Source organism: Cupriavidus sp. DB3, assembly GCF_020418465.1.
GTDB lineage: Bacteria > Pseudomonadota > Gammaproteobacteria > Burkholderiales > Burkholderiaceae > Cupriavidus > Cupriavidus cauae.
This window is the reverse complement of record NZ_JAIZPL010000001.1, coordinates 1293794-1314519: the sequence shown is the minus strand read 5'-3', so window position 1 is coordinate 1314519 and position 20726 is coordinate 1293794. Positions and strand designations below refer to the sequence as shown.

Below are 20726 nucleotides of genomic sequence, written 5' to 3'. Positions count from 1 at the left end.
TCAGCGCTTGAGCAGCGGGCACTTCGACTTCGACGGCGGGATGAAGGCCTGGTCGCCGGGCACCGTGGCGAGGACCTTGTAGTAGTCCCATGGATATTTCGATTCGGCCGGCGTCTTCACCTCGAACAGGTACATGTCGTGCACCATGCGTCCGTCCTCGCGGATACGGCCATTGGCGGTGAAGAAGTCCTGGATCGGCATCGCCTTCATCTGCTTCATCACGGCGGCGGTCTCGTCGGTGCCGGCCGCCTGCACGGCCTTCAGGTAGTGCATCACCGACGAATAGACGCCCGCCTGGCTCATGTTGGGCATCTTCTTGAGCTTGTCGAAATAGCGGCGCGACCATTTGCGGGTAGCGTCGTTCATGTCCCAATAGAAGGCCTCGGTCAGTACCAGCCCCGCGGCGGTCTTCAGGCCGATCGCATGGATGTCGTTGATATAGAGCAGCAGGCCGGCCAGCTTCTGCTTGTTGTCGCGCGTCAGGCCGAACTCGTGCGCGGCCTTGATCGCGTTGACCGAGTCGCCGCCCGCATTGGCCAGGCCCACGACCTGCGCCTTGCTGGCCTGCGCCTGCAGCAGATACGAGGCGAAGTCGCTGGCGCCGATCGGATGGCGCGCCGCGCCGAGCACCTTGCCGCCGGCCTCGGTGACCACGGTGGTGGCCGAGTCCTGCAGCGTGTGCCCGAACGCGTAGTCCGCCGTCAGGAAATACCAGGTCTTGCCGCCGCGCTGGACCATCGCACGCGCGGTGGTATTGGCGAGCGCATAGGTGTCGTAGGCGTAGTGCACCGAGATCGGCGTGCACAGGTCGTTGGTCAGACGCTCGGTACCGGGGCCGGAGAACACCACGATGCGGTTCTTCTGCTTGGCGACTTCGAGCACGGCAAGCGCGGGCGCCGACGCCGCGACATCGAGGATCGCGTCGACCCGGTCGGTGTCGAACCATTCGCGCGCCTTGTTGGCGGCGATGTCGGCCTTGTTCTGATGATCGGCGACCACCAGTTCGATCTTGCGGCCGAGCACCTTGCCGCCGAAGTCGTCAATCGCCATCTGCGCGGCGGTGGCGCTGCCGCGGCCGGTCACATCGGCATAGAGGCCGCTCATGTCGAGGATCAGCCCGATCTTGACCAGATCGTCGGAGAGGGTGGCCTTGGGCTGGGCCTGAGCCTGGGCGTAGGCGGTGCCGCCGAGCGACAGCGCGCATGCGCCCAGCATGCCGGCGAGCGTGCGGGAAACAAGGCCGGCAATGCGCCGGCGTGCGGGAAATGGCTTCATATCGTAGGTCTCCTCCGGATCGTTGGTGTCGCCACTCAGACGGTGGCGATCGGCGTGGTGGGCGAACCGACCGCCCCGGGCAGGCGCAGCGGCGGCGCCGTCAGCATGAAGCGGGTGCGGCCGTGCTCGCGCAGCCATTGCGCCAGGTCGCGCAGATACCAGAGCTCGCCCAGCGGCAGGCCAAGCTTGAACAGGCAGTGGTGGTGCAGCGGCAGCAGCGGATGCGGACCCGGGCCGCTGGCCGGCTGCGCCGGATAGCGCTCGACCGCGTAGTTGTCGGCGATCAGCGCGGCGATGCCGGCGTCGGTGATCCACTGCAGCAGCTTGTCGTCGCGTCCATTCAGCGCGCTGCAGCTGTGGTGCAGCACGTTCTCGTCGGGCTCGCGCTGCATCGACAGCACCACCTCGGCGAAGCCGGTGCGCAGCAGCAGCATGTCGCCGCGCTCGACTTCGACGCGGTCCGCCTCCATCGCGCGCATCAGCTCGTCGTAGCCGATATCGCGGAAGTCGGTGCCGTAGCAGTGCGCCAGATCGACCAGCACGCCGCGGCCCTGCATGCCCTTGACGGCGAAGTTTTCGATGCCGAGCGCGCGCGCCTCGCTGTGTTCGTGATTGCAGCCGTGCGCGGCGAAATGATCGTCGTCGGCATAGTCGACCGGACCGACGATATGCTCGTTGGCGCGATAGCCGTTGTAATAGACCCGCTCGGCGCGGCCGTCGCCGTCGGCATCGAACAGCGCGCCGACGTGGGCCAGCGAATCCCATTGCGTCGAGTACTGCAGCGACAGCAGGACCTGGTCGTCGCTGATCACGTCGGTGGCCTCGGGGTCGACCTTGGCCAGCGGGAAATTGACGTAGGGCAGGTCGTCGCGGAAGGTCGGACGCAGCACCGGCGGATGGCGGCGCGGATTGAGCTTGTTGCCGCCGGGATAGTCGAGTGGCAGCGACAGGCAGAAGCTCAGGCCCGCCTGGACCTCCTGCGCGGCCTTGCGTACCTGCTCGGCGCCGATCAGATTGAGCCGCCCGATCTGGTCGTCGGGCCCGAAGTCGCCCCAGGTGGAGCCCTGCGGACGTTGTTTCCAGCGCATGCCTGATGTCTCCATATCCGTGGTCCTTTTCTTGTTGAGGGTCGTGCAGAGGGACTGCCGCGCCGTCTCGGCTACGGCGTATCGGCCGGCGACAGCGTGGCCCCGCCCGTGCGTGCCGCGGTGCCGCGATGCGGCCAACGGTCGGGCAGCGACGCCTCGATGGCGCCGAGATTCGCAACGATGCCGTCGGCCTCGCGCCGCAGCGCCTTGGCCATCGCGGCCTCACGTTCGGTGATGCGCTCGTTCAGTGCGGCAATGCTCAGCGCGCCGAGCGGATAGCCGTCCGGGCCCGGCAGGGCGATCGCGATGCCGCCCATGCGCTCGACCACCACATCGAGCAGCACCGCATAGCCGCGTTCGCGCGTCGCTTCGACATGGCGCAGCAGCGCGGCCGTGCTCAGCCGCGGATAGCGCTTGAGCGCCGGCGCCACGCAGCGCAGTACCGCGTCGATTTCGTCGTCGGGAAGGGCGGCCAGCAAGGCCAGGCTGCCGGCGCCCACGCCGAGCGGGCGGCGGCTGCCGATATCGAGATAGTTGGCGCGGATCGGGAAATTGCCGAAGCGCAGTTCGGTGCAGACCGATTCCCAGCCGCTCGGCACCGACAGGATGGCGGTGTCCTCGAACGCGCAGGCCAGGCGGATCAGCGCGGGACGGGCGAGCGGGCGCATGTCGAGACGCCGCAACGCGGCCGCCCGCAGCACCAGCCATTCGGGGCCGGGGCTGAAGGCCTTGGTGGCAGGATCGCGCGAGACCAGCCCTTCTGCCGCCAGCGTATCGAGCAGCCGCAGCGCCGACGCCTTGTCGACGCCCGACGCCTGCGCCAGGTCGGTCAGCCGCGTATTACGCGGGTCCGACAGCGCTCGTAGCAGCTGGCAAGCCTTGCGCAGCGACGATCCCTGCGTCGTCATCCGGCCGTCTCCCTGTTCTGGTCATTTTGCGGAATGAAACCGCAGATGCCGTTATAGGGCGGCTGGAGGGCTGAGTCATTTTGCGGCGCGTCAAAGTTTCGCCCGATGAAACTTGTGGGCATGTCATTCGTTCGTTGCCGACTGGCGTTGTCGGGGACAGTGTTCCAACACGAAGCCATGCCGACAGAAAACCCTTCCCGAGGTTCGTTTTTTTGTACATTTGCCTATAATCAAACAAGAAAAGTTCGGTATTTTTGACATCATGCACACTGCGTACACCCCACAAGAGCTTGGTCAGCTGATCCGAAGCACACGTAGGGCGGTCGGCACCACCCAAGCGGAGATGGCCGCCGCGTTGCAGGTGCGCCGTCAGACGATCGCTGAATTGGAAAGGGGTGGGAACGTAGGTATGCACGTGATGTTCAACGCCCTGGTCTATTTGGGTAAAGGGATCGCCATCGCAGATGCGCGTCCGACGGCCGAGGCGTTGCGAGCCATGTTGGACGACGATGAATGACAAGCTGAAACGCCTGCAGGTCACCACCCCTCAAGGGATTTCGGGCACGATCGACAAGGAGTCCCGTTATGTCTTCAATTACACGGCGACGGAGCGCGAATGCGAGGTTGCACTGGGCATGCCCATTCGCGCCGAAAGCTACGGCAGCACCGTCTTGCATCCGATCTTTGCGATGAACCGGCCCGAGGGCTATTTGCTCGAGCGCATTCGACATCGCTTTGGAAAGCTCATGCAGCTCGACGATATGCGCCTGCTCGCGCTGACCGGCGAAAACCAGATTGGACGCCTGCGCTACGAGGTACCGGGTAGCGGGGTCAAGCGTTCCAAGGCGTCGACGGTGGGCCTCTCCACAGTCCTGGAGTCCGACGCGTCGACCGACTTGTTCGAGTATCTCGTCGACACCTATCTGCAATCCGGCATTAGCGGAATTCAGCCCAAGGTCATGATTCCGGACGCGGACAAGGACAGTACGGCGCTGGTCGAGCGCGCGACGTTGATTGCCCCCGACCTGATAGTCAAGGCCAGCGGCGAAGGCTATCCGTATCTGGCGCAGAACGAGTTCTTGTGCATGGAGGCAGCTCGGCGGGCCGGCATCTCGGTGCCTCAGTTCTGGCTGTCCCAGAGCGGCGCGCTGTTCGTGATGGGGCGCTTCGATATGGCGGAGGAGCGGCAGCTCGGCTTCGAGGACATGGCCGTGCTAATGAACAAGACCGCCGAAGAGAAATACCTCGGCGCGTACGAACATATCGCGAAGGTGATCAATGTCTATTGCGGGCCGAACGCGCCGGACAGCTGCAGGCGGTTCTTTGACTATCTCGCCTTGACGGTGATGGTGCGCAATGGCGATGCACACCTGAAGAACTTCGGGCTGCTCTATCGGGACCCTCACACGAGCGCACCGGAGCTTTCACCGCTTTACGACGTGGTAACGACCACCGTGTACAAGTACCAGAATCGGTACGGTGTGGAGCTGACCGACCGCGAACTGGCACTCAAGCTCGCGAAATCGAGGCGCTATCCGGACCGCAAGACGCTGCTCGATTTTGGCAGGAACGTTTGTGGAGTCGCCAATCCAGAGCAGGCCCTGGAGCGCATCGGCGATGCAATGAGCGACACGCTGCAGGCCGATTTCCCCGGAATCGACCCCAAACTGTTGAAGGCCCTGCGCAAGGAATGGGACGGCGGTCGTCTTGCAATGGCGCCTGACCACGTCTATCAGCAGGCAGCCATCAACCATCTGTCCGGCTCGCACCCGGAATCGATTTGAATCAGGGGCCTGCAGATACGGCGGATCAGCGGGCCGCTCCCGATGCGAACTACCCCGCAAACACCGGCTCGTCCCGATCCACCTTTGCCGCGGCCAGCAGGGCGTTCAGTTCGGGCACGCACGATCCGCAGTTGCCGCCGGCCTTGACGCAGGCGGTGATCTCGGCCGCGCTGCGCAGGCCGTGTTCGCGAATCGCGTCGCAGATGGTATTGCGGCCGACGCCGAAGCACGAGCAGACGGTGGGGCCGGCATCGACGCCCGGCTGGGCGGCCTGGCCGATCAGCAGGCCGATGCGGTCGTCGTCAATGAGCCGGTCCTTGGCGAACAGGCTGCCGAGCCAGGCCCGGGCCGGCAGGTCGGGCCGCGTCGAGACGTAGACGCAGGCCTGCAGGCGGTCGTCGACGACCAGGGCGGCGTGGTAGACGCCGGCGGAACGGTCCTCGTACTCGATCCAGTCGGCCTCCGGGTCGGCCGCACCGAGCAGCTGCCGCGCCCACGCAGCGCGATCGGCGACCGACTCACGGCCGGCGAACTCATAGCGCTGGAACTGCCGGCCGGTCACGCGCGTCCACCAGGTCAGCGCGCCGCAGTCCAGCGTGTCGCGCGCCAGCGCGAAGCCGTGCCACGAGACCGGAAAGGGGTCGATGCGGACCGGCGTGTGCTTGAACTCGGGCTCGCCGGACACCGGATCGACCACCGGATTGACCAGCGCGCCGACGCGCGCGTCGGAACTGAACTGCCCGTTCCAGTGGATCGGCACAAACACGCTGCCGCGCGGAATGCCGCCGCCATGGCGCACGCGTACCACCATCGCGCCCCAGCGCGTCGACACCCGCGCGAGGCGGCCTTCGCCGACGCCGCACAGCAGCGCGTCCTGCGGATGCATGTCGACGAAGGGTTCGGGCAGATGCTCGGCCAGGCGCGCCGACTTGCCGGTGCGGGTCATCGTGTGCCATTGGTCGCGCACGCGGCCGGTGTTCAGGATCAGCGGATAGTCCTCGTCGGTAGCGTGGACGGGTTTGCGCGGCGCGGTGGCGACGAAGCGCGCGCGCCGGTCCGGATGCGAGAAGCCGCCGTCGGCGAACAGCCGTGTCGTGCCATTGCCGTTGCCGCTGGCGCGCACCGGCCATTGCACCGGTTGCAGCGTGTCGTAGCCGTGGGCGTCCAGGCCGGCCAGGCCGCCGATGTCGAAGGCGCGCGGGACCGTGTCTTCCCTGCGGGCATGGCCGTTCTCGTTGCTTTCGTGGCTGTCGTTGCTGTCATTGCGGTATGCCGACAGCCGCGCATGCTCGTCGAAGATCTCGCGCGGCGATCCATAGTCGAAGCCGGCAAATTCCATCCGGCGTGCGACCTGGCAGACGATCCACCAGTCGGCGCGGGCCTCGCCGGGCGCGGGAAGGAAGGCGCGCTGGCGCGAGATGCGCCGCTCCGAATTGGTCACCGTGCCGTCCTTTTCGCCCCACCCCAGCGCCGGCAGCAGGATATGCGCGCTGTCGTTGGTATCGGTGCGGGTGACGATGTCCGACGCGATCACCAGTTCGCAGCGCTGCAGCGCGCGCCGGGCCTGGTCGGCGTCGGGCAGGCTGACCACCGGATTGGTGGCCATCACCCACACCGCCTTGATGCGGCCCTGTTCGATCGCCTCGAACAGCTCGACCGCTTTCAGCCCGGGACGATCCGCGATGGCCGGCGCATCCCAGAAGGTCTGCACCAGTTCGCGATGGCGCGGCTCGGTCAGCTCCAGATGGGCGGCCAGCATGTTGGCCAGGCCACCGACCTCGCGTCCGCCCATCGCGTTCGGCTGGCCGGTCAGCGAGAACGGGCCCATGCCGGGCTTGCCGATGCGGCCGGTCAGCAGGTGGCAATTGATGATGCTGTTGACCTTGTCGGTGCCAGCCGACGATTGATTGACGCCCTGCGAGTACGCGGTAACCGTACGTGGGGTCTCGGCGAACCATTGGTAGAAGGTCAGCAGATCGGTTGGATCGACCTTGCAGGCGCGGGCGACGGCAGCCGGATCGGCCTCGCCGGCGGCGGCCTGCAACGCGGCCGCCAGCGCGTCGTCGCCATCGGTATGCGCCTGCACGAACTGCGCATCGATGGCGCCTTCCCGGTGCAGATGATGCAGCAGGCCGTTGAATAGCCAGACGTCGGTGCCCGGCCGTATCGGCAGGTGCAGGTCGGCGAGATCGCAGGTGGCGGTGCGGCGCGGGTCGATCACCACCAGCTTCATCTGCGGGCGTTCGGCCTTGGCCCTGGCCAGCCGCTGGAACAGGATCGGATGGCACCACGCGGTGTTCGAGCCGACCAGCACCACCAGATCGGCCATCTCCAGGTCCTCGTAGCAGCCGGGCACGATGTCCTCGCCGAACGCGCGCTTGTGGCCGGCCACCGCCGAGGACATGCACAGCCGCGAGTTGGTATCGATATTGGCCGTGCCGATGAAGCCCTTCATCAGCTTGTTGGCGACGTAGTAGTCCTCGGTCAGCAGTTGCCCGGAAACATAGAGGGCGACCGACTCGGGGCCGTGGCGCGCGATGATGTCGCGCAGGCCCGAGGCCGCGCGATCGAGCGCCTCGTCCCACGACGCGCGCCGCAGCGTGCCGTCGGCCGCGCGCAATTGCGGATGCAGCAGGCGCTCGTTCAGGTCGACGGTTTCGGCGAGCGCCGAGCCCTTGACGCACAGGCGTCCCGCGTTGGCGGGATGCGAGGGATCGCCGGCGACCTCGACGGTGCCGTCGGCGTGCCGCTGCGCGCGCACGCCGCAGCCGACGCCGCAGTAGGGGCAGGTGGTCTGCACGCTCGCCACCGGCGTGGACGGCGCCGCGGCGTCTTCCGCGGCGCCATCTTGCGTGATGGCGCCCGCGGCGATGGCGACTGGAATATCGGAGAGTTTCACACCTTGCCCCTTGCTGGCTTGCTGCTGTGCGCGATCACGCGGCTACCGCCTCGCACTGTGCCTTGCCGAACAGCAGCCGGTTGCGCATCGCGCCGATCGGCGTGCCGTTCTGGATCAGCTCGAAATACCACGGACCGTCCTGCACGTCGCCGTACAGCACGGCGCCCGCCAGCCGGCCCTGTTGCAGCACCAGGCGCTTGTAGACGCCGCGGCGCGGGTCGCGCAGCACCAGGTCCTCGCTGTCCTCGCCGCCGACGATGTCGCCGGCCGAGTACAGCTCGACGCCGCTGACCTTCAGCCGCGTGGCCGTGGCCTGCTGGACATAGCGGCGGTGTCCGGCACCGGCCAGGTGCGCGGCGCACACGCGCGCCTGATCCCAGATCGGCGCCACCAGCCCGAAGGTGGCCTGGCGGTGCTGCACGCATTCGCCGACGGCATAGATGCGCGGGTCGTAGGTCTGCAGCGTGTCGTCGACCACGATGGCGCGCTCGCAATGCAGGCCGGCGGCGCGGGCCAGCTCCGCGTTCGGACGCACGCCGGCGGCCATCACGACCAGATCGGCGGGAATCCGCGCGCCGTCGGCCAGGCGCACGCCGGTGACACGCTCGTCTCCAAGGATCTCGCTGGTATTGGCGCCGAGCAGGATGCGCAGGCCGCGCCGTTCCAGCGTGCGCTTGAGCAGCGCGGCGGCGTTGGCGTCCAGCTGGCGATCCATCAGCGCATCGCCCAGATGCAGCACGGTGACGTCCATGCCCTGGCGCAGCAGGCCGTTGGCCGCCTCCAGCCCGAGCAGCCCGCCGCCGATCACCACGGCATGGCGATGCGCGCGTGCCGCCGCCAGCATGGTCTCGACATCCTGGATGTCGCGGAACGCGATCACGCCGTCGAGCTGGTGTCCGTGGACCGGGACGATGAAGGGACGCGAGCCGGTCGCCAGCAGCAGCCGGTCGTAGCGGACCTCCTTGCCGGACTGCGAACGCACCAGCCGGCGCGCGCGATCGATCGCCACCACCGGATCGCCGGCCAGCAGCGTGATGCCATGGCGCGCATACCACTCGCGCGGATGCAGCATGATTTCGTCGACGGTCTTTTCCCCGGCCAGCACCGGCGACAGCAGGATGCGGTTGTAGTTGCCGTGCGGCTCGGCGCCGAACACGGTGATGTCGTACAGGTCGGGCGCCAGCGCCAGCAGCTCCTCGACGGTGCGCATGCCGGCCATGCCGTTGCCGACCACCACCAGGCGGGGCTTGTCGGTTCGCGTCATGCCGCCACCCATACCTTGCCGTCGTAGACGCGCGCCGGATAGGCGGGCACCGAATGCTCCGGCGCCTCCAGGCATTCGCCGGTGCGCAGGTCGAAATGCTGCTTGTAGATCGGCGAGGCCACCACCAGCCGGTCGCCGAGGTTGCCGACCAGACCACGCGACAGCACCGAAGCATCGGCGTTCGGATCGTAGTTGCCGATCGCGAAGACCTGGTTGTCCGGGCCGACGCGGAACACCGCGATCTGCTGATACCCGACCAGTGCGCAGACGCCGGTGTTCGGCACGATGTCGCGGAGCGCGCAGACCGCGGTCCACTGTTCGGAAGAAGCGTGCGTGGCAGACTGGCTCATGATGGTTTCCTCGGCTGCGTAGGGCATGGCGGCTGATGTGGCGACTGACGTGACGACAGATGTGGCGGCTGACGTGGCTGGTGTCGTTCGGCTGGCGAAAGGGTCCGGTTACGCTACCGGGTCCGCCTCGGCGATCCGATCCATGCGGACCAGCGGCACCGCCACCGGGCGCTGCGCCGGCATGCCGCCGCCAGCGCCGCGTTGCAGCTTCCGTTCCTCTGGCGTGGCCGGACGGATCTGGCCGCGCTCCTGCACGAACACGACATGCTCGTCCCCTCGCTCGCTGTTGACGAAATGGTGGAAGCGCTGGCGCGTCTGCGGATCGGTGACGGCCTTCTTCCATTCGCACTCATAGGTATCGACCACCAGTTGCATCTGCGCCTCGAGCTCGGCCGCGATGCCGAGGCTGTCGTCGACGACGACGGCCTTCAGGTAGTCGAGGCCGCCTTCGAGGTTGTCGCGCCAGACGCTGGTGCGCTGCAGTCGGTCGGCGGTGCGCACGTAGAACATCAGCACGCGGTCGATGTAGCGGACCAGCGTGTCGCGATCCAGATCGCTGGCCAGCAGCTCGGCATGGCGTGGCTTCATGCCGCCGTTGCCGCAGACGTACAGGTTCCAGCCCTTGTCGGTCGCGATCACGCCGATGTCCTTGCCCTGCGCCTCGGCGCATTCGCGCGTGCAGCCGGACACGCCGAACTTGATCTTGTGCGGCGCGCGCAGGCCCTTGTAGCGGTTCTCCAGGTCGATGGCCAGGCCCACCGAATCGCCGACGCCATAGCGGCACCAGGTCGCGCCGACGCAGGACTTCACGGTGCGCAGCGACTTGCCGTAGGCGTGGCCCGATTCGAAGCCCGCTTCGATCAGCTCTTCCCAGATCAATGGCAGCTGCTCGACGCGCGCGCCGAACAGGTCGACGCGCTGGCCGCCGGTGATCTTGGTGTAGAGCCCATATTTCTTCGCCACGCGGCCTACCGCGATCAGCCCGTCGGGCGTGACCTCGCCGCCCGGCATGCGCGGCACCACGGAATAGGTGCCGTCCTTCTGGATATTGGCCAGGAAGTAGTCGTTGGAGTCCTGCAGGCTGGCGTGCTCGGGCTTGAGCACGAACTCGTTCCAGCACGAGGCCAGGATGCTGGCGACGGTCGGCTTGCAGATGTCGCAGCCCTGGCCCTTGCCGTGCGCGGCCAGCAGCGCGTCGAAGGTGCGAAAGCCGCCGACGCGGACCAGGTGATACAGCTCCTGGCGCGAGTAGGCGAAGTGCTCGCACAGGTGGTTGTTGACCGCCAGGCCCTGCTTCTTCATCTCGGCCTTCATCAGCTGCGTGACCAGCGGCACGCAGCCGCCGCATGCGGTGCCGGCCTTGGTGCAGGACTTCAGCGCGCCGATGCTGGTGGCGCCGTCGCCGACCGCGGCGCAGATCTGGGCCTTGGAGACGTTGTTGCAGGAGCAGATCTGCGCGCCGTCGGGCAGTGCATCGACCCCGAGGCCGGGTCTGGCCCTGCCGTCGGAGGGCGGCAGGATCAGGAATTCGGGCGATTCCGGCAGCGGCATGCGGTTCAGCATCATCTGCAGCAGCGTGCCGTATTCCGCCGCATCGCCGACCAGCACGCCGCCGAGCAGATAGGTGCCGCACTCGGACACCACCAGCTTCTTGTAGACCTCCTTGCGCTCGTCGGCGAACTGGTAGACGCGCGCGCCGGGGGTGTGGCCGTGCGGGTCGCCGAGGCTCGCCACGTCCACGCCCATCAGCTTGAGCTTGGTGCTCATGTCGGCGCCGGTGAAGGCGGCCTCGTCGCCGAGCAGCTGGCTCGCGGTCACGCGGGCCATGTCGTAGCCGGGCGCGACCAGGCCGAAGATCTTGCCCTGCCACAGCGCGCATTCGCCGATCGCGAAGATGTCCGGGTCGGAGGTGCGGCACTGGTCGTCGATCACGATGCCGCCGCGCTCGCCGATCGCCAGGCCCGCCGCGCGCGCCAGTTCGTCGCGCGGACGGATGCCGGCCGAGAACACGATCATGTCGGTGTCCAGATGCGTGCCGTCGGCAAAGCGCATCCGGTGCGTACCGTCCTCGCCGTCGACGATCTCGACGGTGTTCTTGCCGGTATGCGCGGTGACGCCCAGCGCCGCGATCTTCCGCCGCAGCATCTGGCCGCCGCCGTCGTCGACCTGCACCGCCATCAGCCGCGGCGCGAACTCGACCACGTGGGCCTCCAGACCCATGTCGCGCAGCGCCTTGGCGCATTCGAGGCCAAGCAGGCCGCCGCCTACCACCACGCCGGTGCGCGAGCGGGCGCCGCACTCGCGCATCGCTTCCAGGTCCTCGATGGTGCGGTAGACGAAGCAGTCCGCGCGATCGCGGCCCGGCACCGGCGGCACGAAGGGATAGGAGCCGGTCGCCAGCACCAGCTTGTCGTAGTGCAGCGTCTCGCCGGTCGACACGGTGACCGTGCGCGCGGCGCGGTCGATCGCCGTGGCGCGCGCGTTCAGCCGCAGCGCGAAGCCGGTCTCGTCGAAAAAGCCGGGCGCGACCAGCGACAGGTCCTCGGCGCTCTTGCCCGCGAAGAACTCGGACAGGTGCACACGGTCATAGGCCGGGCGCGGCTCCTCGCACAGCACGGTGACCTGCAGGTTGGGGCCGCCTTCGTCGCGCGCCTGCGCCAGGCATTCGAGCAGTTTGTGGCCGACCATGCCGTGGCCGATGATGACGAGCTTCATGATGCGTTCCTTGTTCGTGGGCGCCTGCGTGGGCATCTGTTCTTGCGTTCCGGTCCGTTCTTGTGGGCAGTGGGGCGGGCGGGATCGGCTAGCTGGCGAGCGCGCTTTCCAGCAGCGCCTGCTCACGGGCCTTGTGCTCGGCCGAGAAGCGCACCGCCACCGCGCACAGCGCCGACAGCACGACCAGCACGCCGAGCACCATCAGCGTTTGCTGCAGGCTGCCCAGGCTCTTCATCAGCAGGCCGGCGGCCACCGCGCCGACGTTGCCGCCCGCGCCGATGATTCCGGACACGCCGCCGAGCGCCTTGCGATCGATGAAGGGCACCAGCGCATAGGTGGCGCCGCATGCCATATGGGTGAAGAGACCAAAGGCCAGCATCGCGATCACCGCCAGCGCGACCGAATTCGACTGCGAGAACCACAGCAGGCCCAGGCCCTCGCCGAGCATCAGCACGAACAGCAGCGTGGTGCGGGCGCTCAGGCCATGGGTGCGCGCGACCTTGTCCGAGGCCCAGCCGCCCAGCGCGCGGGCGAACAGCGCCAGCAAGCCGAAGCTCGCGGCGGCCAGGCCCGCGGCCTTCAGCGACAGCTCGAACTTGTCGACGAAGTACATTGCGGCGACGTTGTGGATGAAGATCTCGACGCCGAAGCAGGCGCCGTAGGTCACGAACAGCAGCCACACGCGATAGTTGGCGCTGGCGGCGACGAAGCTGGCCCAGCCGCCTTTCTTGCCGCCGTCGATGGCAATGCCCTGCGCGCGCAGTTCGGCGTAGTTGCCCTGCGGGCAGTCCTGCGTGAAGCGCCAGTACAGCGCGGCCATCAGCAGCATCGCGACGCCGGGCACCAGCAGCGCCACGCGCCAGCCCATCGTCTCGCTGACGCCGAGCATCAGCACGCCGGCCAGCAGCAGCGGCATCAGGCCCTGCGCGGCGCCGCCGCCGGCATTGCCCCAGCCGGCCGAGGCGGCGTTGGCGGTGCCGACCACGTTGGGCGCGAACATCACGGAGGTGTGGTACTGCGTGATCACGAAGCTCGCGCCGATCGCGCCGATCAGCAGCCGGAAGAACAGGAAGGCCTCGTAGGTCTGCGCCATCGCCACGCCCAGCACGGGAATCGCGCCGAGCACCAGCAGGCCGGTATAGGCCTTGCGCGGGCCATAGCGGTCGCACAGCGGACCGATGATCAGCCGCACGAGGATCGTCACCGCGACGGCGGCGATATTGATGTTGGCGACCTGGTCGGGCGTCAGGCCGAACTCGCCGCGCAGCATCGGCATCAGCGGCGCGCAGGCGAACCAGGCGAAGAAGCAGATGAAGAACGCCATCCACGTCATATGGAAGGCGCGCATCTGTGGCGTGCGGAAGGTGAACAGCGCGATGCGGGTCGCTTTGCCTTGCGCGCTGGAATTCAGGCTTGCATCCGGGCTGGGGGTCGCTGCCATGCTGGCTCCAAGAAAACAAAAGGCGTCCCGAGAGCCGAGGCGGTAATGCGATCGGATCAGGGGACGCCGTTGTCCTGACGCCGGCGGTGAAGACCGCCGACGCGCTGTGTGTCTGGAGCGGGCCGCCGTTGGTCCGCTCGCGTCACAATTCAGCAAGCGGCATGCCAGGGGGTTTTGTGCTGTGGGATGCAGAAACGGCGCTGCCGCGGCGCGGCATACGCCACGCGATGCGCGCTGATGGGGCGGGGCGGCACGACGATGGTGCGGCGCAATGCGCGGCTGCGGTGCGGCCGCCTGGTCGGCGTGGGAGGGGCCGGGGATGCTGGAGGGCCGGGTGGCGTCGGTCGCCTTCGTGACGTCGCTGGCGTGGGTCGGCTCGGACCAGGGGCAGGGCCAAAGGCCGGGTAGGGCAGGGCTACGGCCGGCCAAGGCCAGGGGCTAAGGGCTAGGGGCTAGGGGCTAGGGCTAAGCCTAGGGCTAAGCCTAGGGCTGGGCCTAGCGCCAAGGCCAGGGCCAGGGCCAGAGGGCGGGGCCCGTCGGGCTAGCCGGCTTCGGACGGCGATGGCTGGGAGCGGGCGGCATCGCGCGGCGCCGCATCCGCGTCCGGATAACGGGCGCGCACCACCTTCAGCTGGTTCGGCGACACCTCGTTGCCGGCCTCATCGAGCAACGCGGCGTGGACCTTGAGCCCGCTGCTGGCCGAACGCACCTCCATCAGCCCGCAGCCATCCTTCAGATGACGGTCGCCCCACTGCATCAGCCCGATCAGCACCGGCAGCAGTTCGACCGCGGCGCGGGTCGGCCGGTAGGCGAAGCGCTCCCGCTCACCAGGCTCGCGGTAGCCGACCCGGCGCAGCAGGCCGGCTTCGGTCAGCGTCTTCAGCCGGGCCGACAGTACCGCCGGCGAACACTGGAGCCGGCCGAGCAGGTCGTCGAAGCGGCCGACGCCGTTCAGCACATCGCGCAGGATCAGGATCGACCACTTCTCGCCGATCAGCGAGAGCGTGCCGGCGATCGAGCAATGGCGGAGGTCTTCGTGGGTCAGTTCCATGACCGAAGCATAGCAGGCTGACTTCATTTGCAAAAGTCAGGTTTCCGCCTATACTCTGGCTACGACAAATGAAGTCAGGATGCCACTCATGCCCGCCGTCTTGCGTGCCGCCGAAATCGCTCCCTTCCTGTTTGCCAAGCCCCTGGCGTTCGGCGACTTCCCGCAGACCTGGACCATCAAGGGCGGGCAGACCTTGACGGCCCGTGCGGTGCGGCCGGACGACTTTGTCCGCCAGCGTGCCTTCGTCGACGGGCTGTCGCGCGAGAGCCGCTACTACCGCTTCCTGACGGGCGGGCTGGTGTCCGACGAGTTCATCGCACAGTCCGTCCGCAGCCGCTGCGCGCTGGTGCTGACCACGCGGGAGGAGGGCGATGGCGCCGAAGAACGCATCGTCGCCAATGGGGAATACGTGGCTGGGGAAGGCGGCGTGGCCGAATTGGCCCTGGTCGTGACCGACCGCTGGCAGGGGCGCGGCATCGGACGCCGGCTCGTGCAGACCCTGGTGCAGGGCGCCCGGGCTCAGCGCCTGCGCGCCTTGCGTGGCGAGGTGTTGAGCGAAAACCGCCGCATGCTGGCGATCCTGCGCGAGCACGGCTTTTCCGTGCGGCTGCATCCCGGCGACGCGTTGCTGCACGAGGCCATGCTGACGCTGGCGCCGGCCCGGCAAACCAACGAGTGGCTGCCGGAGGACTGGTTCGCGATGCGCTGAGCCGCGGCGGCGCGGCGTTCAGCCTTTGGCGCCTTCAGCGCCTTTGGTTCCTTCAGGACCTACGGCGCTTTCCGCGCCCTCGGCGAGGATCTGCCGGATCACCCGTTCGAACGCTTCGGCCGGTTGTCCGCCGGTGACCAGATAGCGCCCATTGAAGATGATCGACGGCACCGAGTGAATGCCCATCGACTGGTATTCCCTTTCCTCGGCGCGGACCTCGTCGGCATAGTTGCCGCCTTCCAGCACGCGCCGCGCCGCGGCACCATCGAGTCCGGCCGACTGCGCCGTCTCGACCAGCACGTCATGGTCGCTCGGATCCTTGCCCTCGCCGTGATAGGCCCGCAGCAGCGCCAGCTTCAGCGGCAACTGATGGCCTTCGAGCCGCGCCCAATGCAACAGCCGATGCGCGTCGAAGGTGTTGTACACGCGCTCGCGCGGACCGAACGAAAAGCCGACATCGGCGCCGCGCTCGCGAATCATCGCCTGCGTCTCGGCGATCTGGGCCGGCGTGCGGCCATACTTGTTGCCGAGATAATCGACGATGGCCTCGCCGTCGGGCCCCATGTCGGGGTTCAGCTCGAACGGGTGCAGCACGACCTCGGCGTCGACCTCATCCCCGAGGTGCGACAGCGCCAGCTGCAGCGAGGACAGGCCGATCGCGCACCAGGGGCAGGCGATGTCGGAGACGAAGTCGATTTTGAGGGCTGGGGGCATGGATCTTTCCGTGACACGATCTGTTTTGCAATGCGGCTGGGTCGTACGGCCACATGAATGCGCGACAGATTAACCCGAATGACTGATCTCTGCTCTGAATGCCAGGATGACTTGTCGGACCCTTGTCGCACTTACTATTACGATTGGGCCCGGATAAACCGAAGCAACGTGTACGAAGCCCGCGACTTGCCGCTTCCTTGCTTGACCGTCTTCTCCTGCAGTTCGACCAACCAGCGTTTTCCCACGATGTCCGCGGCACGGGCGCCGGCACCGCGATGTTCGTCTTCTCCATTTCGCTGGATGACATCGGCGGCAACGATCCCCTTCAGCACGGGCCCGGCCGTGGGGTGCAACTCGAACCGGCGTGCATCGGGAACGAGAAAGAGGACACCTTCCCGCTGAATAATCGTTTCGTCGATCACGGTGGCGTCCGCTCGCTCCCTGCCTCGATGCAGGCTATGGCTATCGAACGACAGCTCGCGGTCTCCTTCAACGAGTCGCAGCGTGGCGCCGTTGTCATCAAGGACACGGAGAAAATCCCTGATCGCAAAGAGCGTCCTGTCGTCGAGGGTCTCTGCCGCTTCTTCGAATGCAGTCGGATTCTCGGCCGCGATATTGACCAACAGGTTGCTCACGTCTTCCAGGGTTTGCCGGAGCGACGCAACGATCGGTTCGCTGGTCTCGCCATTCTCTTGCAGGACAAATCCGAAGGAACCCCGCACAACATCGGTGACCAGCATCGTGGAGATGTCCCGACGCGGCACCGGTCCACGCGTCGCCAGCGGGCCCAGCGCCTGGCTGGCCATACGCTTGGTGACCAGTTCCTGATAATGGCTGATGGCGTCGGCAGCAAAGTCGGCTCGGATTCCCCGGGATCCCACTACGGGTGTTCCGCCAAAGAAGACCGCAACTTCGGCGTTGGAAGGCAAATCGGACTCCATGCGCGCGAGCCGTTCCGCCACGTCTGCCCGGCGATGCGTCAGTTGCAGCCAGCCTAGCGGGTCCTCTTTCTCCGTGCGTCGGGCGAGCAGTGCATCGAGGGTCGATAGTTCTGCCTGCAGGCTGTCAAGTTCCAGCTTTCTCATCAGAGCCCCCTGTTTCCAGCACGGCAAGCGCGGCGGCATCGTCGTCGACAAGGCCAACTTGCAGCATGCCCTTCCAATGATATGAATTCCGCTGGTGGGAAAAGAGCCCGAACCAGTAACGCGTGTCATCGACCAGCAGGGACCCTGGGCTCTGAAGGTCCATCAGGAATGCCTCACAGTGATATCGCGCCTTTACCGTTGCCGGTATCAGCAAATCGAGATGCTCTTGCTGGAGGACGTTCCACTTTGCGTTGTCGCGCGCTTCCTTCGGCCGCTCCACGAAGGTGACGACGTCAATGTCGCCGGGCGGACGCATGCGGGCGCTTTCGACGTCTTCGACGAAGCTGCCATCGAGCCATTGAAATCCTTGTGTCAAGCCAATGTCCCTCAGTGCCTTCCGATATGCCAGCAGGCCACGGAAGATGGTTTTTCGCGCTGGCGATTTCGCGAATCTCCGGGCCACATCTTCGATGCCGACCTGATAGGGGGACATGGAGCCGCGGCGTGCTGGTGAGTCGCCTACGAAAGGGGGTAACACGCCCGATGGCGTAAAAGCCGGAATCACAGTGTCGATCTCCGTCATGTGTGATTCCGAATGCTGCCCGGATGACGGATCCGCAACTTGCGACTAACTGAGCCGTCGATCGATTTAGGTATGCCGGAGCGACTTATGAGATTCTTCTGACGCCGGTTGAGCCGACTTGGACGACGTCGTTCAAATTACTAGACGACCGGTCTAATTCTGCTATCATCCCACCCCATGGCAACCACCACTACCGCTGACGTCCGCCAGCACATCCTCGACACGGCCAAGCCGATCATGCTCCGCAAGGGCTTCTCGGCGGTGGGGCTGAACGAGATCCTGCAGGCGGCGGGGGTGCCGAAGGGGTCGTTCTATCACTATTTCGGCTCCAAGGAAGCGTTCGGCGAGGCGCTGCTCGAATCGTATTTCGCCGACTATCTGGCCCACCTCGAACAGATGCTGGTGCGCGGGCAGGGCGATCACGGACAGCGGCTGATGCGTTACTGGACCGAGTGGCAGAACGCGCAGGGTACCGAGGATCCCGAGGGCAAGTGCCTGGCGGTCAAGCTCGGCGCCGAGGTTTGCGACCTGTCGCAGGCGATGCGCGGCGCGCTGGAGCGCGGCACCGGGCAGATCGTCCAGCGGCTGGCGGCATGCATCGAGGCAGGGTTGCGCGACGGTTCGCTGCGGGAGATCGACGACCCGCATGGGCTGGCGACGACGCTGTACCAGCTGTGGCTCGGCGCCACGCTGTTGGGGAAGTTTCGGCAGGACGGCAAGCCGTTCGCGCTGGCGATGGCCGCGACGCGGCAATTGCTGAAGCTGTCGTAGAAGAGCAGGGCCGGCGAATAACCCGCCGGTGGCGACGCGGCAATGAGGCGTCGCTTTTTTTGGCTTCGTTACTAGACGACCGGTCTAATTCCGGCGTTTCCGTTTCGGTTATCTCCGTTTCAGTCACCTCCATTTCACCGAATCGACCGACAAGGATTCGCATCATGAAACTGCTGATCGTATTGACCTCGCACGACCGCCTCGGCGACACCGGCCAGAAGACCGGCTTCTGGCTGGAGGAACTGGCGGCGCCGTACTACGTGTTCCGCGACCAGGGCGTCGATATCACGCTGGCCTCGCCGCAGGGCGGGCAGCCGCCGCTGGACCCGAAGAGCAGCGGCCCGGCTTCCCAGACCGACGCCACCCGGCGCTTCGAGGCCGATGCGGAGGCGCGCGCCGCGCTGGCGTCGACGCGCAAGCTGGCCGAGGTGTCGATCGACGATTTCGACGCCGTGTTCTATCCCGGCGGCCACGGCCCGCTGTGGGACCTCGCCGAAGACCGGCATTCGATCGCGCTGATCGAACGGGCCATCGCCGCCGGCAAGCCGGTCGCGGCGGTGTGCCACGCGCCCGGAGTACTGCGCCACGTCAAGGGACCGGACGGCAAGCCGCTGGTCCAGGGCAAGGCGGTGACGGGCTTCTCCAATACCGAGGAAGCGGCGGTCGGCCTGACCGACGTGGTGCCGTTCCTGGTCGAGGACGTACTCAAGGCCAATGGCGGCCGCTATGAAAAGGCCGCGGACTGGCAGCCGTACGCCGTCACCGACGGGCTGCTGATCACCGGCCAGAACCCGGCTTCGTCCGAGCCGGTCGCGCACGCGCTGCTCGGCGCGCTGGCGGCACAAGGCCGCTGAGGGCACTTCGTGCCAGACGCCTCTTGCTCAAGTTCGCTCCTGTTTTGATCTCACTGAAGGAAAACAATAGATGTCCGCGCTGTTCCAACCGTTCCAACTGAAAGATGTCACGCTGCGCAACCGTATCGCGGTGCCGCCGATGTGCCAGTACGTCGCCGAGGACGGCGTCATCAACGACTGGCACAAGGTCCATCTGGCCGGCATCGCGCGCGGCGGCGCGGGTCTGGTGATCGCGGAGGCGACGGCCGTCTCGCCCGAAGGCCGGATTACGCCGGGATGCGCCGGCCTGTGGAACGACAGGCAGGCCGAGGCATTCGCTCCCGTGGTGAGCGCCATCAAGGCCGCCGGCGCGGTGCCCGGCATCCAGATCGGCCACGCGGGGCGCAAGGCCAGCGCGAACCGGCCGTGGGAAGGCGACGACCATATTCCCGAAGGCGATCCGCGCGGCTGGCAGACCATCGCGCCTTCCGCCATCGCGTTCGGTGCCGGGCTGCCCAAGGTGCCCCGTGCGATGACGCTCGACGATATCGCCCGCGTGCGCGCCGATTTCGTCGCCGCCGCGGAGCGGGCGCGCGACCTCGGCTTCGAATGGCTGGAGTTGCATTTCGCGCATGGCTATCTGGCGCAGAGCTTCTTCTCGCCGCACTCCAACCAGCGCGACGATGCCTACGGCGGGTCGGCCGAGAATCGCGGCCGCTTCCTGGTCGAGACGCTGGCGGCGGTGCGCAAGGTCTGGCCCGAGCGCCTGCCGCTGACCGCGCGTTTCGGCGTGATCGAATACGACGGCCGCGACGAGGAAACGCTGAGCGAAGCCATCGCGCTGACGCAGCGGCTCAAGCAGGAAGGGCTGGACATGCTGAGTGTCAGCGTCGGCTTTTCGACGCCGGAGGCGAATATCCCGTGGGGTCCGGCGTTCCTCGCGCCGGTGGCCGAGCGGGTGCGTCGCGGGACCGGCCTGCCGGTGGCATCGGCCTGGGGCATCGATACGCCGCAGCTCGCCGAACGCGTCGTCGCCCAGCAGCAGCTGGACCTCGTGATGGTTGGGCGTGCCCATCTGGCCGATCCGCATTGGCCGTATCACGCGGCCAAGGTGCTCGGCGTCGAGCGCGCCGCGTGGACGCTGCCCGCGCCCTACGCCCACTGGCTCGAGCGCTACAAGGTCGCCTGAGCGCGACGAAGGCCGCACCGCGGCGGGGCGCTGTCCGCGCCCTCCGCGCATTGGCTCGAGCGCTACA

Annotated in this window: 18 protein-coding genes; 6 read left to right on the top strand and 12 right to left on the bottom strand. The window is 67.0% G+C overall.

The features are described from left to right. From K7G19_RS05640 to K7G19_RS05630, 3 genes are all read right to left on the bottom strand, one after another. On the bottom strand, positions 1–1215 hold the full coding sequence (locus tag K7G19_RS05640) for an ABC transporter substrate-binding protein (RefSeq protein ID WP_226106354.1): 1215 nt from the start codon (positions 1213–1215) through the stop codon (positions 1–3). Between the two features lie 95 nt (positions 1216–1310). Next, positions 1311–2363, bottom strand: coding sequence for a cyclase family protein (locus tag K7G19_RS05635; RefSeq protein ID WP_226106232.1), 1053 nt, complete (start codon positions 2361–2363; stop codon positions 1311–1313). Positions 2364–2434: 71 nt separating this feature from the next. Continuing rightward, complete coding sequence (locus tag K7G19_RS05630) at positions 2435–3271, bottom strand: IclR family transcriptional regulator (protein WP_150082832.1); 837 nt, start codon at positions 3269–3271, stop codon at positions 2435–2437. Positions 3272–3491: 220 nt separating this feature from the next. On the opposite strand from K7G19_RS05630, the gene K7G19_RS05625 reads away from it, so the two are divergent. Together K7G19_RS05625 and K7G19_RS05620 are read left to right on the top strand one after the other, a co-directional pair. Then, entirely contained in the window at positions 3492–3788 is a 297-nt protein-coding gene (locus K7G19_RS05625; RefSeq protein ID WP_226106231.1) for a helix-turn-helix domain-containing protein, read from the top strand. Then, positions 3781–5055: a type II toxin-antitoxin system HipA family toxin gene (locus K7G19_RS05620; protein WP_226106230.1), complete on the top strand. Its 1275-nt coding sequence runs from the start codon at positions 3781–3783 to the stop codon at positions 5053–5055. The genes K7G19_RS05625 and K7G19_RS05620 overlap by 8 nt, the downstream gene beginning before the upstream one ends. 49 nt (positions 5056–5104) lie before the next feature. Here the strand turns inward: K7G19_RS05620 and K7G19_RS05615 are convergent, their stop codons facing one another. The 6 genes from K7G19_RS05615 to K7G19_RS05590 all read right to left on the bottom strand — a co-directional run bounded on the left by K7G19_RS05615 (position 5105) and on the right by K7G19_RS05590 (position 14775). Beyond that, on the bottom strand, positions 5105–7912 hold the full coding sequence (locus K7G19_RS05615; protein WP_370639500.1) for a molybdopterin-dependent oxidoreductase: 2808 nt from the start codon (positions 7910–7912) through the stop codon (positions 5105–5107). A 76-nt stretch (positions 7913–7988) separates the two neighbouring features. Next, complete coding sequence (locus K7G19_RS05610; protein WP_226106228.1) at positions 7989–9218, bottom strand: NAD(P)/FAD-dependent oxidoreductase; 1230 nt, start codon at positions 9216–9218, stop codon at positions 7989–7991. Beyond that, the gene (gene nirD, locus K7G19_RS05605; RefSeq protein WP_187829076.1) at positions 9215–9568 is read right to left on the bottom strand and encodes a nitrite reductase small subunit NirD; all 354 of its coding nucleotides are present in this window, start codon (positions 9566–9568) and stop codon (positions 9215–9217) included. The genes K7G19_RS05610 and nirD overlap by 4 nt, the downstream gene beginning before the upstream one ends. Before the next feature lie 108 nt (positions 9569–9676). Next, the gene (gene nirB, locus K7G19_RS05600; protein WP_226106226.1) at positions 9677–12283 is read right to left on the bottom strand and encodes a nitrite reductase large subunit NirB; all 2607 of its coding nucleotides are present in this window, start codon (positions 12281–12283) and stop codon (positions 9677–9679) included. A gap of 88 nt (positions 12284–12371) precedes the next feature. Then, positions 12372–13724 (bottom strand): MFS transporter, encoded by a 1353-nt coding sequence (locus K7G19_RS05595; RefSeq protein WP_150082829.1) that lies wholly within the window; start codon positions 13722–13724, stop codon positions 12372–12374. A gap of 541 nt (positions 13725–14265) precedes the next feature. Next, on the bottom strand, positions 14266–14775 hold the full coding sequence (locus tag K7G19_RS05590) for a helix-turn-helix domain-containing protein (protein ID WP_226106224.1): 510 nt from the start codon (positions 14773–14775) through the stop codon (positions 14266–14268). An 88-nt stretch (positions 14776–14863) separates the two neighbouring features. Between K7G19_RS05590 and K7G19_RS05585 the strand changes: the two genes are divergently transcribed. Then, positions 14864–15484: a GNAT family N-acetyltransferase gene (locus tag K7G19_RS05585; RefSeq protein ID WP_226106222.1), complete on the top strand. Its 621-nt coding sequence runs from the start codon at positions 14864–14866 to the stop codon at positions 15482–15484. Positions 15485–15502: 18 nt separating this feature from the next. On the opposite strand, the gene K7G19_RS05580 is transcribed toward K7G19_RS05585, so the two are convergent. From K7G19_RS05580 to K7G19_RS05570, 3 genes are all read right to left on the bottom strand, one after another. Further along, complete coding sequence (locus K7G19_RS05580) at positions 15503–16198, bottom strand: DsbA family oxidoreductase (protein ID WP_150082826.1); 696 nt, start codon at positions 16196–16198, stop codon at positions 15503–15505. 137 nt (positions 16199–16335) lie between these two features. Then, positions 16336–17283, bottom strand: a complete 948-nt coding sequence (locus tag K7G19_RS05575) for a hypothetical protein (protein ID WP_149316326.1) — start codon at positions 17281–17283, stop codon at positions 16336–16338. Next, a complete protein-coding gene (locus tag K7G19_RS05570; RefSeq protein WP_226106220.1) occupies positions 17264–17866 on the bottom strand; it encodes a hypothetical protein in 603 nt (200 codons plus the stop codon). The genes K7G19_RS05575 and K7G19_RS05570 overlap by 20 nt, the downstream gene beginning before the upstream one ends. 177 nt (positions 17867–18043) lie before the next feature. Here K7G19_RS05570 and K7G19_RS05565 point away from each other — a divergent pair, with 177 nt between their 5' ends. From K7G19_RS05565 to K7G19_RS05555, 3 genes are all read left to right on the top strand, one after another. After that, the gene (locus K7G19_RS05565) at positions 18044–18637 is read left to right on the top strand and encodes a TetR/AcrR family transcriptional regulator (RefSeq protein WP_149316325.1); all 594 of its coding nucleotides are present in this window, start codon (positions 18044–18046) and stop codon (positions 18635–18637) included. A gap of 164 nt (positions 18638–18801) precedes the next feature. Then, positions 18802–19491 (top strand): type 1 glutamine amidotransferase domain-containing protein, encoded by a 690-nt coding sequence (locus tag K7G19_RS05560; RefSeq protein WP_226106218.1) that lies wholly within the window; start codon positions 18802–18804, stop codon positions 19489–19491. A 70-nt stretch (positions 19492–19561) separates the two neighbouring features. Beyond that, a complete protein-coding gene (locus tag K7G19_RS05555; RefSeq protein WP_226106216.1) occupies positions 19562–20659 on the top strand; it encodes an NADH:flavin oxidoreductase/NADH oxidase in 1098 nt (365 codons plus the stop codon). Positions 20660–20726 lie beyond the last annotated feature (67 nt).

Excerpts from the sequence above, each read along its gene's own strand:
- K7G19_RS05590 (WP_226106224.1), bottom strand. The coding sequence starts at position 14,775 with ATGGAACTGACCCACGAAGACCTCCGCCATTGCTCGATCGCCGGCACG.
- K7G19_RS05560 (WP_226106218.1), top strand. The coding sequence starts at position 18,802 with ATGAAACTGCTGATCGTATTGACCTCGCACGACCGCCTCGGCGACACC.
- K7G19_RS05595 (WP_150082829.1), bottom strand. The coding sequence starts at position 13,724 with ATGGCAGCGACCCCCAGCCCGGATGCAAGCCTGAATTCCAGCGCGCAA.
- K7G19_RS05580 (WP_150082826.1), bottom strand. The coding sequence starts at position 16,198 with ATGCCCCCAGCCCTCAAAATCGACTTCGTCTCCGACATCGCCTGCCCC.
- K7G19_RS05610 (WP_226106228.1), bottom strand. The coding sequence starts at position 9,218 with ATGACGCGAACCGACAAGCCCCGCCTGGTGGTGGTCGGCAACGGCATG.
- K7G19_RS05630 (WP_150082832.1), bottom strand. The coding sequence starts at position 3,271 with ATGACGACGCAGGGATCGTCGCTGCGCAAGGCTTGCCAGCTGCTACGA.
- K7G19_RS05635 (WP_226106232.1), bottom strand. The coding sequence starts at position 2,363 with ATGCGCTGGAAACAACGTCCGCAGGGCTCCACCTGGGGCGACTTCGGG.
- K7G19_RS05575 (WP_149316326.1), bottom strand. The coding sequence starts at position 17,283 with ATGAGAAAGCTGGAACTTGACAGCCTGCAGGCAGAACTATCGACCCTC.
- nirB (WP_226106226.1), bottom strand. The coding sequence starts at position 12,283 with ATGAAGCTCGTCATCATCGGCCACGGCATGGTCGGCCACAAACTGCTC.
- K7G19_RS05570 (WP_226106220.1), bottom strand. The coding sequence starts at position 17,866 with ATGACGGAGATCGACACTGTGATTCCGGCTTTTACGCCATCGGGCGTG.
- K7G19_RS05555 (WP_226106216.1), top strand. The coding sequence starts at position 19,562 with ATGTCCGCGCTGTTCCAACCGTTCCAACTGAAAGATGTCACGCTGCGC.
- K7G19_RS05640 (WP_226106354.1), bottom strand. The coding sequence starts at position 1,215 with ATGCTGGGCGCATGCGCGCTGTCGCTCGGCGGCACCGCCTACGCCCAG.
- K7G19_RS05585 (WP_226106222.1), top strand. The coding sequence starts at position 14,864 with ATGCCCGCCGTCTTGCGTGCCGCCGAAATCGCTCCCTTCCTGTTTGCC.
- K7G19_RS05620 (WP_226106230.1), top strand. The coding sequence starts at position 3,781 with ATGAATGACAAGCTGAAACGCCTGCAGGTCACCACCCCTCAAGGGATT.
- nirD (WP_187829076.1), bottom strand. The coding sequence starts at position 9,568 with ATGAGCCAGTCTGCCACGCACGCTTCTTCCGAACAGTGGACCGCGGTC.
- K7G19_RS05565 (WP_149316325.1), top strand. The coding sequence starts at position 18,044 with ATGGCAACCACCACTACCGCTGACGTCCGCCAGCACATCCTCGACACG.